Origin of the sequence: Psychrobacter pacificensis, assembly GCF_900101915.1 — a bacterium.
Lineage (GTDB): Bacteria > Pseudomonadota > Gammaproteobacteria > Pseudomonadales > Moraxellaceae > Psychrobacter > Psychrobacter pacificensis.
The window spans coordinates 74,544-89,775 of record NZ_FNAL01000003.1 but is presented as its reverse complement, the minus strand read 5'-3'; the positions used below and the strand labels follow the sequence as shown (position 1 = coordinate 89,775).

The following is a 15,232-nucleotide window of genomic DNA, read 5'->3' as shown; positions in this document are numbered from 1 at the left end:
AACCATCGTCGTCTACCCTTTATTCGCTCTTGAATTTTCAAGCTCGCTATCTCTACAATCAAAGGCATCTCTGATCACGTAAATACTCGTGATTGGTTATGCTTTTTTTTATGCCATCCATCTACTGAGACAGCCATGTATGCTCTTGTTGATTGCAATAGCTTCTATGCCAACTGTGAGAAGCTCTTTCGCCCTGATCTAAGAGGTAAGGCAGTGGTCGTACTGTCTAACAATGATGGCTGCGTGGTCGCTCGCTCCAGTGAGGCAAAACAGCTCGGTATCAAGATGGGCGTACCATACTTTCAGGTCAAAGAGTTTTGCGCGCAAAACGATGTTACCGTCTTTAGCTCTAACTACACCCTCTATGCTGACATGTCTCACAGAGTCATGAGCACCCTTGAGAAGCTGTGTCCTACTGTTGAAGTCTATTCTATCGATGAAGCCTTTTTATACTTAGCTGATTATCCTACTGCAATGACGGATCTTGATAGCTATGGGCGTAAGCTCAAAGCTATTGTCGAGCAGTATACTGGCATTCCAGTATGTGTGGGTATGGGCAGTACTAAAACCATGGCAAAGCTTGCCAATTATGCTGCTAAAAAGCACCCCGCTACTAAAGGCGTTTGCGTGTTAGATAATCTTCGATGGATAAGACGTATCATGCAGATCACTGATGTTGGTGAGGTATGGGGTGTGGGTCGTCGTTATAAGGTCAGACTTAATGAGATGGGTATTCATACGGTTTATCAGCTCGCCGTCTGTGAGCCTGCGAAAATAAGACAGCACTTCGGGGTGGTACTCGAGCGCACCTGCTTAGAGCTTAATGGTCAAAGCTGTCTTGGTATTGAGGCGGTAGAGGCTAAGAAGCAGATTATCTCTTCTCGCTCTTTCTCCACTCGCATTAGCTGCCCCGATGAGCTGAGTCAAGCAGTCTGTAGTCATGCGGCAAAAGCGGCCAGCAAGCTGCGTAAACAAGACAGTGTTTGTCATTACTTAAGCGTCTTTGCTAAGAATAGCTCGTTTAGTCAAACAGAGAGTTATACCTCTATATCCGGACAATGTCAGTTTATAACCCCAACCGCTGATACTAGAGTGATGGTAGCCGCTGCTCGGCAGATATTGACTCAGATCTTTAAAAAAGATGTTCGCTACGCCAAAGCTGGCGTCATGCTCTTCGATATCTGCCCGCATGATGAGGTACAGCCTGACTTGTTTGCAGACGATAGTAGCGACAATCAAACCAACCAACAAAGTGCCTCAAAGAGCGCAGAGGTTATTGCCGTTATGGATCAGCTCAATAAAAGATATGGTCAAAACAGTAATCAGCAGTCTGCTGTGTTTATCGCAAGCGAAGGCATTAAAGATAAGCAGTCATGGAAAATGAGCCGCGACATGCTATCGCCGTGCTATACCACAAATATCAACCAAATACCCAAAGTAGATTAAATCAAAGGTGGACTCAATGAGCGTTAAGATAATAGGAAGGCTGACTGACGAAGGTGAGACGGTATTGCTATCTTTATACAGCGATAGAGTTAAAGCAGGCTTTCCAAGTCCAGCGACGGACTATGTGCAAAACCGCATTGATCTAAACACACTACTTATTCATAGCCCAACGACAACCTACTTGGTAGAAGTCGAAGGCGATAGCATGATCGATATGGGTATCTATCCTAATGATATCTTGATTGTGGATCGCTCATTAAGCGCTAGGAATAAAGATATCGTGATTGCACTAGTCGATGATGGCTTTACGGCCAAGCAACTGATACTCGGTGAGCATATTATCTTACGAGCTCATAATGAGAACTATGCCGATATCGTGGTGAAAGGGTCGCTTGAGCTGTTTGGAGTGGTAGTGAGTAGTGTTAGGCGGTTTAAGAGGTGAGAAATAATAAAAAATTCTTTTTATGTCCTAAGATCACATACCAATCTGCATCCATGTCATATAAGCTCTTGATCCTAATATTTAAGCAGCATACCGGTAAAGCTCTATCTAAGATCCGTAAGCCGTTGTCCTAGAATTCCACTCTGTCTACCCTATCCACGTGCTTGCTAACTCTAGCTCATTTCTAAAGCGCTTCAGAGCAAATTATCATAGCTCTTCTATAAGTAACCCTGAAAGCAAAAGGATGCGTCACCTTCTGTCGTGTAGTTGAAAAATTGAGACTTAATTGCTCGCAAGTAATAGTAAGATAGGAGTAGATGTCAATAGACAGAGCTTATCGACCATATAAACTATTAGCTTTGCGAGGTATGCATGAAGCCATCAAAATCATTATCAGTTGCCAAGCTGCAGACAACTCCTGTGCTCATATTTGAAGGCGTCCTTGATCTATTTAATATTTATACTTGTCATATCAGACCGTTTATTACTGATGCCCTTAAAATTGAGCGTAGCGCTGCTTTGACTAGACCTACATTATTTATCAAGGAAGATAAGAAGCAGTTTATGGTCAACAATTTTGAGCTTTTTCACCTTATTAAAAGTCCTGATGTTGATTTTAATGTACTCGGTCAAAAAGTATCTGTGAGCTTTATTCCAAAAGATGATTTTGATTTTGAGCTTAGTTTTTATGAGCTGATTGAATTGATTGCTCAGCATAACAAGAAGCTAGATATCAAACTCATTTATAGACAGCTCAAAAGTAGCTTAGATAAACAGAGGAATCAGCAGCTGTTTAACAAAAATATTTTTGCAGTTACGAAGTTTTGTGAGCTTCTGCATATTACTGAGCAGACTTATCATAAACGCCGCTCTGGAGTATTATCATGAGTCAAAATAATAACGCCTCATATAGCTACAGACAGATGCCATTGGAAACTTTGACAAAGACTATTGACGCTTTAAAAGAGGATAAAACATTTGATTACCCAAAAACTGTCATAGACGCTATTTCCACTATTGTTAGCACAGTACATGATAGTTATCAGGCCAATGAAAACGCGATTGAAGGTTTTTCAATAGCGATTGTACAAGCCCTACAAGCCAGACCCGTTTCCGATGAATATATGCAGATCAATCGTACAGATTTGGCAGAAAAACCACTGATTCTGCAACTGCTTATCCTAATGCAGGATATCGTCATCAAACAGCAGTTAAATCAATCAGTGCAACAGCTCGTTTGGTTATCCATAGCAATGCACACCGCAGCTTTACTTATCACCCTTGACAAAAAAACTGACACTAAAAACATACTCATGCAATTTAAAATGGCGCAGTTCTCAGCATCTACTAGACGCACGTGGCTGTGGCAGGCACTTCCTGATATTGCTCAAACTGAGATCAGTATAGAGCGTATATTGTCGGTATTTAATACTCTATTACAAAAGCGACAATCCGCGTTAGTAGCGCTAAAAAACAACCCAGCTACTGATACTGAGGAAGTAGCAAAGGATAAATCTGATGCAAAAGCAAAACTCAGCCAAATAGAGAAAATAACGACTGCCTATCAACACGCGCACGTGCCACAGAAGCCAAAACCTAAGCGTAAAAAGCTACCTAAGAACATTAAAGTTAAAGCTATCAACCTAGCAGATAACACATCAAAATATCCTGTAGACACCATTGCAACTAGGCATAACTGGAATACTACGTCCAGCAATGATGCATGGGGTAGCACACGTGACGATATAGAACACAGCGCTATCGCCATAGATCTTGCATTTTTAGAAGCTAATATTGAAAGCCATAACGGGTTAACCACCAGCTTTGAAGAGCGTATTGATCACCATGAGGCACCCTATGTCAGCTATGGCGAATATCCAAACCCGTTAATCAAATACTCTATACCGCTCCAAACTATAGATTTATCGCTACAGCAAAACTATATGTCTCAGCGCAATCTTGCGCTCAACTCTAACACGCGCTTACTCTCCCTTGCCGGCTACCAAGCATTATTTGCTGCGCTCAACCAGGATGCAAGCACCTTATTAGAAACAGAGACTGATACAACCTGTGCTGGTATTTTATTGTTATCTATGATTACTGGGTTGCCAGTCAAATCCTTACTAATACCCGGCTATATCGGTCATCCTAATATTTTCAAAATCAAAGGTAAAAAATACTACATTGAACACAGTTTAGGTATTACTAAAAGATCGACAAGCCAAACGCTGGCCGAAGGGGATTATGAAAATCATTCTGATACCATCAAAGTTCCACTGCCGTCATGGCTGATAGACAACCTGCTTGCTTGCGAGTTGCCGGTAAAAGAAGATTTTACAGCTTATCTTGCCGCCTTACGTAGTAGCATTGGATTGCCTTACCTGTCTGTCAATCGTATAGAGACCGCACTACATGTCGTGCTCTCTCGTTATACACCTGATTGTCATGCGCATATCGCCGATATCATCTGTCGCACGCCTGCGCCCCATGCTCCTGCGATGTACTATAGTAGCCACACTAGCGAAGCACTTATGGCTCACTATAAATCAGCACTGTGTATACTTAATAGCAACAGTGATTTTGACTTAACTTATATCACCGCTTGGCATAAATATACGGTGGGCTCAGGGTTTGCGTTGAAGATTGAAACAGTTTGCGACATCATAAATGAGATGAAGTACTGGACCGATCAAAGTTCAAACGATGAGGAGCACTTTAACAGAACCAGTATTTTTGTATGGTTTGTCTTTTGCCTTTTAACCGGCGTGCGACCAAACAACGGTCTTGGCAGAATGTACGATATTGATCTTGATATGGGTTGGCTGCTCATCAATGACAAGCCTGTTAAGAAGGTCAAAAGTGATCGTCTCATTCCGCTATGCCCGACACTGATACGCCATCTAACAGACTATAGAGCGTATTTGATTAATTATCAGGCAAAGCATCAAGGTTATCATGACATCAGCGCTATCATTGACAATATCCGTTTGGGTAATGATGAAGCACTATTAAAGCTGTTGTATGAACGAGCTCCTACTGCTAAATCCCCTACTCTTAAAGACATTAAGCGTGGCGATGCTTATCATATGACCAAACACATCATTGACGCCAATCCCTATTGGACACGCCACTTTGTTCGTACGCAGCTTGAAAATCTTGGCGTTTCCTTATCGCTGATTAACACAGTTATTGGTCATGAAAAGGCTCGTCAAGAAGTATTGGGACGTTTCTCATCAAGTAGTAAAGCAGATATTAAGCGTGTGGCGTCCGTGTTTGAAAAGATCGCAGCACAGCTTGGGTTATCAGATATCACAATCAATCATTACCCTAAGTCAAATCATGTCGGCACAAGCACTGCAGAGGTTGATCATGCTAATAAATGAAATACAGCTGCCAAAAATCATTGATGGCTTAGCAAAGTTTGATGGTAGAAAAAAACGCTACGTGCCTTACCCATCTATACTCAAAAACAGTGACACGGCAAGGACACGTGAGATACAGCTACTCGCCGACTTACAAACCGAATGGGAGTCATTGAAAAGGATTCATCCTGGAAGTATCGGATTCATACAGTCTTTCAATAAATACTACCAACAAGCGCTTTGGCCCAATGAGCGCATCTTTTCATTTTCGCCAAGCTCTAGCGATTATTTTGATTTGTTATGGCTATCTTGGAGTCAATCTTTAAGCCAGTTTCAGATAGAGCTTTACAGGCAATTGGAACCATTGTCCCAAGAAGGATTCGATGAGTTTCAGTCAATCATTGAAAACAAAATTGCAAAAGCTTACGAGTCATCTAGAACACTCAAACATGTTTGGCAAGTCATCGTTAAGTTCATTGACTATCAAAATAAGCACTATATGTTTGCTGAGCATCACTATCCTAAGATAATCGCGCCACAGCCTACTAAAACTAATCCACTAATTACAAATACAGCTTGGTTAAAAGACGGTAAGGCGCTGGTCAAAATTATTTGCGCCGTAGAGCATCATTGGGAGCAAACAGCCGATTATAGCCAAGATCAGATTATAGGCTGGTTGATATTCTCAGGGATTGTGTATGGCGGTATCAATGAGGTACAAATGCTTCAAGGGTGGCTTATCTCATTGCTCACCAAAGAATATCAGCCATTTATCAAAGAAAGGATAATGGTCTCGCCGCGCTTTGTGCAAAAGTGCTTTGGTAACGAGCGCGAAGAAGGTAGTGACAAGCTTTATAACACCAAGCAAATCGTTGTAGATATGGTCAGTCAGTGTTGGTTGATGAATTACCATAAAAGCAGCAGTCCAGCAGAGACCACACATATCATTGCCAAGCTGTCAGAAGATAAGATCAAACAATACTTGACCATGGTTTTGTCTGATTTGATCAAGCCTTTAAATATTGACTTGCCTCCCTTTCTAAGGTTTCTACGTTACGCCAGTTATTACTGGGAGGGTCTCGATGACGCTGATATTGATCATGCCTCAGTTGGGGTACTGCAAGGTATGCATAACACTGCAGGACTGAGTACGCAGGACTTTTATTGGTTTTTGAATCAGAAATATCAGCATACAAATGAACCTTATGATCTAGAACATATTTTAACGCTGTCTATCAGCAAAAACTCTACTAATCAAAAAGAAAAAACTAACCTTTCTACCAAAAAGATAGAGGTTAGAAAGTCTGATTTAATTATGAATCTGACTAAAGACTTCAAAATGGATGAAAAACAGAAAAAGCAAAAAACCAGTAAAAAGCCGCCTACCCTTATCGAAAGAGTACAAAAACGTTATAAGCAATACGATGACTTAAGTGAAAAGATTTTATTAGATTGGGTACTCAGTTTGCTAAGCCGAAAAGGACCACCGAACAACGTAACTATTTTGAAATATCTTAGAGCTATAGGCTATGAATGGCTATATTTTACAACAGCGCAGCCGCTTGATATTTGGTCAGAGGAAGAGTTTGAAGAGCTCTATGAAGATATTTTAGAGTACAAAGCTGTCGTACGTAACAATACTGACATTGGATACTCTGCCAATTTATTGAAGAGTATGCACAATTTCGCTAAGGACAAATACAACCTACCCTCCGTGAACTTCCAACACTCCAAAAATGGTCGGCGTGTACGTGCGGAGCTGATATCACCGCAAGCGTACCAAGCCATTATTACGCAGATACTGGGTTCTGTAGATATATTGGAGCGGGAGATGTTCGCGCTTTTATTTATCTTAGTCTATCGTACTGGGATGCGCAAAAAAGAGCTGTTAGGACTTAAGTATAATGACATCGAAGGTCTAAAGGCAGCCACACCCTCAGTGGTGATCAGGCCCAATAGCTATCGTCCCACTAAGACTCAAAGTAGTATTCGCCGCGTTCCCTTATTTGCCCTCTTAAAGCCTAATGAACTGAGTTTTTTTATTAACTTTGTGCAAAGTAATATCGGCGGCAATTCAAACAAATTTATCTTTACCTTATCATCAGAGCAACGCCCTATTGATGACCATGTTCCGTTAAAGTTACTCAAACGAATCTTAAAAGACATATCGGTAGCTGATAATGTTACAGACCATACTTTTCATGGGTTTAGGCATACGGCAGTGAGTAACCTATCTCTGGTGCTAGTAGGCCATTCAGATCTCGTAGAAGCCCTTACCGATTATGACGAAAGCGATGTACTTCGCATCAAACAAGGCATACTCGGAGAGCATATCAATGCACAAGATCGCTGGTATGCTCTCTCAGGTATTATGGGACACTTATCGCCTGAGCGGAGCTTTGAGTATTACAACCACTTTGCCACACTGATGGCGACCTATGCGCTTAGTAAAGCAGATATAACATTGCCAGAGCGGACGCTGTATAACGTAACAGGGTTTACAAACAAAAAGCTTAAGGAAAATAATGCGAATGTTCGTAATAGTAGCGTCAGCATACCTAGTATTCGTACACTTTTATTTAAAAATATTATAGAAGGCAAACGCAAGTCACCAAAATTTACGATAGAGAACTGTGATAAGAAATTTCTCTTGAGTACCAATACGCCAGCCAATAATGAATTGTTTGGTCGTTATGGTCTAAATCGAGTACAGCTGCTATTACAGGCCTATGATGAAGAGCTGCCTTTAAGTAAAGCAGCCCAGTTAGCAAATATCTCTATTCACGATGCAAAGGTTCTAATAGAACGTGCAAGCGAGGTTGCCGCTATCACTACCAAACGCGGCAAACCTCGCTTTGTTAAGCTATCAGATTCAAATACCCCTGTACTGAGTCCACTGAACATTCAATACCAAAGTGATTTAAGATTGCTCTCGCTTTTGTTAAGTAATGCCTATCGTCTACGAGAAAAATCAGAGACTGACTGGACTTGGTTTATTGAGATATGTCGTGAAAAACTGTCTGTTAGCAGAGCATACCTACCATTTGGAAAAAGAGATGAAAAAGAATTGCAGCGTTTCATTGATATTGCTGAGAAATTGCTGCCTTTGAAACGTTGGCTGGTAAGTAGCAACGAAGATCTATTGATGCAAACTATGTCATCTACTGATTATCAAGACATTAAGCAACAATCTAATGAGTCGAAAAATGCTCTCCATATCGGTATTGCTAGTCAAGACCATAGAGAGCAGATGAACAAATGGCAATACTCACCGCTACTACGGTTTTTTATTCATATGATGCTCATTACAGATGAAAAGCTATCTATTTTGAGTTAAGTTTCTTACATTAAATTCTTTTAAAATGAGCTTGGTTATCGGAATAAATAGATTTGCTAGTTTAAGGGAAAATATGAGCTTGCTGGATAGTGGTGATTTAGAAGAAAAACAGAAATTAGATAAGAAGCTGACACAGCAAAAAATACTACTGGGTGCTGTTCTTGTAGATGCTTTAGAGAAGGATTCATTAGACGGTTTAAGGGAATATACAGCCGATAATCTGTTGGATTTTTTGAGCAGACAAACGGATAAGGATTTAATGGCAGATTTGGTAAAAGGGCTTGATACTGAGTGAGACACTTAACAAGACGACTGAAGCAATTCAAAGTATTAACATTAACTAGAAAAGTTCAAATAGTCATTCTGCTATTAACTTGGATATCGCTAATAGCTTGGGCAATACTGAGTTGGCAAGGTAGAGACTTCCCTTTAGAGTCTGAGCTTAATTATAGTGAAGGTATTGTAGGTAGTTTGAATGTTGGTGAGGGAAATCACATTTTTATGTTATTAGATCTCAATGACCTTAACCGTAAAGAAGTATATGGGTGCAGCTACTCAGCTTTTGACACTGGCTCCTCTTGTTTTGGCAAAAAATGATCCCTGCTGTCAATTCCGTACAGTTAAACTTGGGAGATTTTAGTTACGCAGCCTGACGATAATAATCAAACCACACCTGTCTTGGCGATTTATAGCCCAAGCCCTTTTGAATCCTTGTTTGGTTGTAGTACAGCTCGATGTATCTAATGATATCGTTGATAGCTGTAAATCTAGTCTTATAATCCTGGTGATATACCAGCTCATTCTTTAAGACGCCCCAGAAGCTTTCTATTGGAGCATTGTCGAAGCAATTACCTTTAGCGCTCATTGAACCTGTAAACTGATGCTGCTTAACGATCTTGTGGTAGGCATGGCTGCAATACTGGCTGCCTCTGTCAGAGTGAACGATTAGCCCTTTGCTGGGTCGTTTATTTTTAATTGCCATATTGAGTGCACGGCATACTAAATCAGCAGTCATGCGTTTGTTGATCGCATAACCAACAAGCTCTTTGGTGTATAAATCTTTAACGCCTGCCAAGTACAGCCAGCCCTCAGCAGTCCAGATATAAGTAATATCGCTTACCCATACTTCATTAGGACGGTTTGCATCAAACTTCTGATCCAGCACGTTTGGATAAACCAGCTTGTTATGATCGGAGTCAGTGGTGACTTTAAAGCGCTTGTGAAGACGGCATTTAATGCCGTATTCTTCTTTGATGCTCCTAACCATATATTGGCTGATATCGTACCCTTGCGCTCTTAGGTGGGCATGCAGTCGATCTACGCCATAGCACTGCTTGGTCTGAGTATGAGCGACTTTAACCAGTAGTTCACACTGATTGCGATGTATCTGTTGGTCGCTGAGATTACGACCCAGCCAGTCGTAGTAACTTGAATGCTTAACACTTAGCACGCGGCACATAGTGGTGATGCTAAAGAAGTGCTGGTTATCTTTGATAAAGGCGTACCTGACTAGCTGTGCTTTGCAAAGTACGCCGTCGCCTTTTTTAGAATTTCGCGCTCCTCTTCAGCTACTTTAAGCTGCCGCTTGAGCTGCTTTATTTCTTGAAGAGCACTCATAAGATCAGGATCATATTGCTCTGTGCCAATAAGCTTGCCTTGATTGGCTTTGTTCTGCCAGTTCGATAACGTTTGCATCGCTATGCCAAGTTGCTTGGCTGTGGCTGAAACATTACCGTTATTGTCTGCTATCTTCTTAACGGCTTCTGCTTTAAATTCGTCACTGTAGGTTCTTACTTTCTTGGTCATGGTAAACTCCAGTTAATACGCTTAGTTTACCAAGTTTAGTTGTACGGTTTCTTCAGCATAGCTCAAATATTTAGAACCTATTGAAGGTAAAAAAGCCGTGATAGGGTGGTATATACAGAAAGATTTTCTAGGGTTTCATAATGGAATTAGACAGATGGTAAGTCTTAATGTGGAAGATGTCGAAGCTGAAATTAATGAGGTAATCACTTATCAGGGGACTTTAGACACTATAAAGGGTATGAATACGTATATGAATACGGGTTTTATTATATTTATAGCATTCTTTTATTACTGGGTTTGGCGTTTTATGGATTTTATAGAGTGAAAAGGATACAGTACCCTAGTGAGGACTTGAATATTTGGCTGTGGGCTAATGGTATCAACGTTTTAACTCGCTGAAATAGTCACAGTGTACTTCATGGTGTACCTACCATACATATTCTATTCGTGATCGGTGCGCTATACAGGCATCGAACTACTATATGATGAAAATTTTTCAAGTTACTTCCTACTAGATTAACGGTAGGGTCAGATGTAAGGATAGTTATAATGAAATACATCAAACACTTTGTAAATTCTTATGGAGAGCATACTTGGGATTTTACGTACTACTATCATGAAGTAGTTCCTAAGATACTTAAACATAGGGATGAGTTAAGCCCGATTTTATCAAGTGATTTAAACGGAATAGATAATAGAGAGAAGACGCTTAATAAAGGCATAATCCAGACGATTTATTATGATTTAGAAAATGATAGGATTTCGTTGAAGATCGAGCAAAGACAAGGCAAAGATTTAATAGAAATCATCTATTTCGGTATTGTGAATGTTAATATCAATTGTTGTATATTACCAATCACCATAATGGTACATGAAGTAGACGTAATGCCTGATAGTAATATCATACATTCACTATTTTTATTAGGTGATACAGAAATAGTTTTTGAATGCAAAAAAATAGAATTAAAGACTATACCTCTTGAAAAAGTCACAAGTTAAGCTCAAAATCAACCGCACTGTCTAATTGATTATGTCAATATCAAAGCATATATTTTAGGTTCAACTCATCAAAATATATAGCAAGAAACTTTGACTATACCCCAGCAGAACCAGCTATTTCACCCCAAAAACCTATTAACAGACTACTTAAAACAGACTGATATAATGGAACCATCTATAACAGACTTTTGAACTATGAGACTAGACGCTATGCTTTTTTCTATCAATAGCCTATAGCTATAGTTGAGTTTGATAGTTTCTTTTAGCACATTGTAAAAGATTGAGCTTACCCTGATATATCACGCTTTTTATCGGATAGACTTTTTAATACTCATCAGAATTTTTTGATATCTCTATAAAAAGTTAATGAGTAAGTCATGCTTTTCAATTATCAAAGCTATTTGAACCTAACTCTCAATAAAAAGACAGCTTTACTATAATAAGAAAATTACTTTTCTTATTATAGTAAAGCCGTTGGTATTGCTAAGTATTCAGCACACAACTTATTAATTTTTATGATCTTAAGATAAGTTGTTATCCCTACTTTAAGTTTAATCCAAATATAGGTCGATTCTACTCTGACATCTACGATTTATTGAGCACTTTCTACTGGGTCTTGATTGAAACTCGTATTGTCTTCGTCTACCATTGTTGTATCACTAGTGACTGAGCCATCCATCATTTCATCGGTAGTGGTACTATCCATCATTGTGTCGGTAGTGGCTGTACCAGCTGGATCCATAGGACTGTTTGTATCGGCCATGTCCATATCCGTGGTTGTTTCACCCATAGTAGAGTCCGTCCCTACTTCAGCAGCAGTAGCTTCAGTCGTGTCCATCGTACTATCTGGAGTCTCTTCCACTTCATTACTACAAGCACTAAGTCCTACAACGCTGACCAGTAATGCCATCCATAGTTTACTTTGAAGTGAATGGCTAGAGATTGTTGTCTTCATTTTAATATCCTTAATAAAGTTAAGATAAACCATTAATTATGGTATTGAATATTTCTACTTAACTATTACTTTAAATGAATTCCAATATTAATACATATGCCGACTAAGATGTTTTTGTTAAATTTTAATAGCTTTTTTAAGTAATATAGTTATATCGGGCTATTAAAATAAAATTTATTACAGTATTTTAAATAAGCCTTAACTTAAAAATAAAACTGTGTAATAAATTTAATTAATTACAAAAGTCTAGTAATTTTACTATAAAAGCTGACAATGTTTGGCTTTTTTTATGACTATATTATTAAAAAACTTACTGATTATCAATTTTTATCTATAAGCGTTTGGAATCTATAAGCTAAAAAACATATAAGGAAGTATTACTTCAGGAACTATTTTTAGTATGGAAAGTCACCCTATATATATGCAACCGAATTTACTAGTAGATTATCTAAAACATCAGAAAAATTGCTATTTATTTTTAGATATAGACGGTACGCTTTCATATTTTACACTAAACCCTAAAGATAGCATCGTACCATATTCAACTTTAAGTATATTACGGGAACTACAAAAACATGGCATTGTAGTCGCTATTGTAACGGGTCGCAGTCTTGTTGAAGCTAGAAGTTTACTGGCACCTATAGAGTTACCGATTGCAGCAACTCACGGTCTAGAAATAGCATTAAATAGTAGTTTTAGTAAATTCGAAGACGAAGATCTGAATGAGGTAAATACGCTTTTTATTGATACCTTAGAACTAGATAAAATAAAGCAAGATATCCTCCGCTCTTGTGCCCTCTATGACGACTTCTTCGTAGAAAGTAAACCTTATTCCGTCGCTTTACACTTCAGAAAGAATCCCGTTTTGGCTGATGAGGCTTATCGCCTGATGAAGGAAGTATTAAAACCCTATCCTGATTGGGTGTTAAAACCTGGAAAATATGTTTGGGAAGCGGTACCAAAAGGTGTAAATAAAGGGACTGCCATTCTATACCTACTAGGCAAAATAATGAACAAAGCTAGCAATGATACTTGTGCAATTTTTATTGGTGATGATATTACTGATGAAGCCGGTTTCAGAGCCATACAAGATTCAAAAAAGATAGTAGAAGGCTTAGAACAACCACCAAAAGGGCTAGGCATTAAAGTAGGAAGGGAGTCGACCTGTGCTCATTATTATGTCAACGATATTAAGGAAGTAACAAACTTACTCCGTAACCTTCTAAGTTTTTGCCAAACACGTGATAGGTCACTATCTGGAGTAATAAAAGTCAATTCTCACTATTAAGGAAAAGTTGAGGTCAATTTTATGAGTCGTTTAATTGCCTTATCAAATCGGGTTAAGGTGCTCGACAACAAACCGATGGCTGGCGGACTGGCAGTAGCTCTACAAAACGTATTGATAGGGAACTCAGTGGTTTGGATGGGTTGGAACGGTAAAGTCGTAAAGAGCGGTGATAATGCTAACGGTTCTACTGGCTCATTTACTAGCCAGCCAGCCAGTTTGACAGGTGAAGGCACTTGTATTACTTATATGACCACAGCTCTTACCACTGAGCAATATAATCAATTTTACTGTGGTTTCGCTAACAATGTCTTATGGCCACTATTGCACGAACGAATCGACTTAATCAGTCAAAAATCCCAAGATTACGCAGGCTATCAAGACGTAAACCAGCTTTTTGCCAAACAATTAAAGAAAATCCTTAAGCCTGACGATGTGATTTGGGTTCATGATTATCACTTTTTAAGCGTGGCATATCATTGTAGACAGCTAGGTATCACCAATCGTATCGGATTTTTCTTACATATTCCATTTGCCTCATTACGTTTTTGGCAATCGCTTGAACAAAGTTCTGAGGTCATTAATCACTTGGCCCATTATGATTTGTTGGGTACGCAGACTCAGCAAGACAGGACTCATTGCTTGAATGTCTTGCAGTATTACTTAAAAGACCATTTTATACAGGACCAGCTTGTAGCAAGCGCACCGATAAATGTGTTAGACATGAAGCGAAATTTTGCTCAGCCCTATACCTATACTAGAGCAAAAATGACGCTCAATTTAGCGCTGAAATCTCAGCACGCTTTAATGGTTGATGCTTATCCAATAGGCGTCAATGTGACACAAATTCAGCAGCAGGTTAAACACTTATCTTCCGCTATCCCCTTGCACTCCACCCCACTTTATAAAAGTAAAAACCTTACTTTTCAACAGATTATTGCAGTTGATAGGATTGATTATTCAAAAGGGCTGTTAAAACGCTTTGCAGCATATCGTGATTTTTTAGCGCAAAATCCATCGTATCAAAATCACCTGCAGTTATTACAAGTCGCCTGCCCTAGTCGTTTAGATTTGCCGACGTATCAAAGTCTTTACGATGATGTCAAAAAAGAGGTCTATGACATCAATCAGCAATATCTGTCTGAGAATAGCAATTGGCAAGCCATTAACTATAGCGAAACCGCATTGAGCCATGAGAAATTGATGACGATGTTTTGGCAAAGTAACGTCGGTTGGGTGAACTCGCTTAAAGACGGTATGAACCTGGTGGCCAAAGAGTATATCGCTGCCCAAAATCCTGATAATCCTGGTGTTTTATTACTGTCCCGTTATGCTGGAGCCGCTGAACAAATGCAGGCTGCCGTCATCATAGATTCCCATCAGCCGCAAAGCATGATAGAGGGCTTAAAAACGGCCCTCAAGATGCCGTTGGAAGAGCGTCAGTCTCGTTATCGGTCATTATTGCAAGGACTACAGAAAGACAATTTGCAGATTTGGCAGCAGAGTTTTTTGGATGATTTATACAATGAAAGCAGCAGTCAAATAAGTAGCATGGAGCCCGCCAATGTTCAAATGTCTGACTCATAAGTATAACTAGGAG

11 protein-coding genes are annotated in these 15,232 nt (G+C 39.4%); 9 read left to right on the top strand and 2 right to left on the bottom strand.

Annotated features, from left to right (window positions below; all coding sequences use genetic code 11):
• The first annotated feature begins 135 nt into the window (after nt 1-135).
• From BLR43_RS02860 to BLR43_RS02840, 6 genes are all read left to right on the top strand, one after another.
• Nucleotides 136-1,446, top strand: coding sequence for a Y-family DNA polymerase (locus BLR43_RS02860; RefSeq protein WP_093068655.1), 1,311 nt, complete (start codon nt 136-138; stop codon nt 1,444-1,446).
• Nucleotides 1,447-1,462: 16 nt separating this feature from the next.
• Nucleotides 1,463-1,888 carry a LexA family protein gene (locus BLR43_RS02855; RefSeq protein ID WP_093068652.1) on the top strand — a complete coding sequence of 142 codons (426 nt, stop codon included), beginning with the start codon at nt 1,463-1,465 and terminating at the stop codon, nt 1,886-1,888.
• Nucleotides 1,889-2,260: 372 nt separating this feature from the next.
• A complete protein-coding gene (locus BLR43_RS02850; RefSeq protein ID WP_093068650.1) occupies nt 2,261-2,776 on the top strand; it encodes a hypothetical protein in 516 nt (171 codons plus the stop codon).
• Entirely contained in the window at nt 2,773-5,271 is a 2,499-nt protein-coding gene (locus BLR43_RS13565) for a site-specific integrase (protein WP_167669376.1), read from the top strand. The genes BLR43_RS02850 and BLR43_RS13565 overlap by 4 nt, the downstream gene beginning before the upstream one ends.
• Entirely contained in the window at nt 5,258-8,587 is a 3,330-nt protein-coding gene (locus tag BLR43_RS02845) for a tyrosine-type recombinase/integrase (RefSeq protein WP_167669375.1), read from the top strand. Before BLR43_RS13565 ends, BLR43_RS02845 begins: the two co-directional genes overlap by 14 nt.
• Before the next feature lie 73 nt (nt 8,588-8,660).
• The gene (locus BLR43_RS02840; RefSeq protein WP_071002014.1) at nt 8,661-8,882 is read left to right on the top strand and encodes a hypothetical protein; all 222 of its coding nucleotides are present in this window, start codon (nt 8,661-8,663) and stop codon (nt 8,880-8,882) included.
• Nucleotides 8,883-9,227: 345 nt separating this feature from the next.
• On the opposite strand, the gene BLR43_RS02835 is transcribed toward BLR43_RS02840, so the two are convergent.
• Nucleotides 9,228-10,393, bottom strand: a protein-coding gene (locus BLR43_RS02835; protein WP_093068646.1) for an IS3 family transposase whose coding sequence is annotated in 2 segments (ribosomal slippage) — nt 9,228-10,135 and nt 10,135-10,393 — 1,167 coding nt in all. Because the reading frame shifts where the segments join, the coding sequence is not laid out codon by codon here.
• Nucleotides 10,394-10,942: 549 nt separating this feature from the next.
• Between BLR43_RS02835 and BLR43_RS02825 the strand changes: the two genes are divergently transcribed.
• Nucleotides 10,943-11,392, top strand: a complete 450-nt coding sequence (locus BLR43_RS02825; protein WP_093068641.1) for a hypothetical protein — start codon at nt 10,943-10,945, stop codon at nt 11,390-11,392.
• 592 nt (nt 11,393-11,984) lie between these two features.
• Here BLR43_RS02825 and BLR43_RS02820 read toward each other — a convergent pair.
• A complete protein-coding gene (locus BLR43_RS02820) occupies nt 11,985-12,347 on the bottom strand; it encodes a hypothetical protein (RefSeq protein ID WP_075107616.1) in 363 nt (120 codons plus the stop codon).
• Between the two features lie 400 nt (nt 12,348-12,747).
• Between BLR43_RS02820 and otsB the strand changes: the two genes are divergently transcribed.
• Nucleotides 12,748-13,635: a trehalose-phosphatase gene (gene otsB / locus BLR43_RS02815; protein WP_227674148.1), complete on the top strand. Its 888-nt coding sequence runs from the start codon at nt 12,748-12,750 to the stop codon at nt 13,633-13,635.
• A 21-nt stretch (nt 13,636-13,656) separates the two neighbouring features.
• Entirely contained in the window at nt 13,657-15,219 is a 1,563-nt protein-coding gene (locus tag BLR43_RS02810) for an alpha,alpha-trehalose-phosphate synthase (UDP-forming) (protein ID WP_093068636.1), read from the top strand.
• The last annotated feature ends 13 nt before the right edge of the window (nt 15,220-15,232 follow it).

Bases quoted from the DNA above. Each gene is read 5' to 3' on its own strand.
- otsB (WP_227674148.1), top strand. From the start codon at position 12,748: ATGGAAAGTCACCCTATATATATGCAACCGAATTTACTAGTAGATTAT.
- BLR43_RS02860 (WP_093068655.1), top strand. From the start codon at position 136: ATGTATGCTCTTGTTGATTGCAATAGCTTCTATGCCAACTGTGAGAAG.
- BLR43_RS02840 (WP_071002014.1), top strand. From the start codon at position 8,661: ATGAGCTTGCTGGATAGTGGTGATTTAGAAGAAAAACAGAAATTAGAT.
- BLR43_RS13565 (WP_167669376.1), top strand. From the start codon at position 2,773: ATGAGTCAAAATAATAACGCCTCATATAGCTACAGACAGATGCCATTG.
- BLR43_RS02810 (WP_093068636.1), top strand. From the start codon at position 13,657: ATGAGTCGTTTAATTGCCTTATCAAATCGGGTTAAGGTGCTCGACAAC.
- BLR43_RS02825 (WP_093068641.1), top strand. From the start codon at position 10,943: ATGAAATACATCAAACACTTTGTAAATTCTTATGGAGAGCATACTTGG.
- BLR43_RS02845 (WP_167669375.1), top strand. From the start codon at position 5,258: ATGCTAATAAATGAAATACAGCTGCCAAAAATCATTGATGGCTTAGCA.
- BLR43_RS02820 (WP_075107616.1), bottom strand. From the start codon at position 12,347: ATGAAGACAACAATCTCTAGCCATTCACTTCAAAGTAAACTATGGATG.
- BLR43_RS02855 (WP_093068652.1), top strand. From the start codon at position 1,463: ATGAGCGTTAAGATAATAGGAAGGCTGACTGACGAAGGTGAGACGGTA.
- BLR43_RS02850 (WP_093068650.1), top strand. From the start codon at position 2,261: ATGAAGCCATCAAAATCATTATCAGTTGCCAAGCTGCAGACAACTCCT.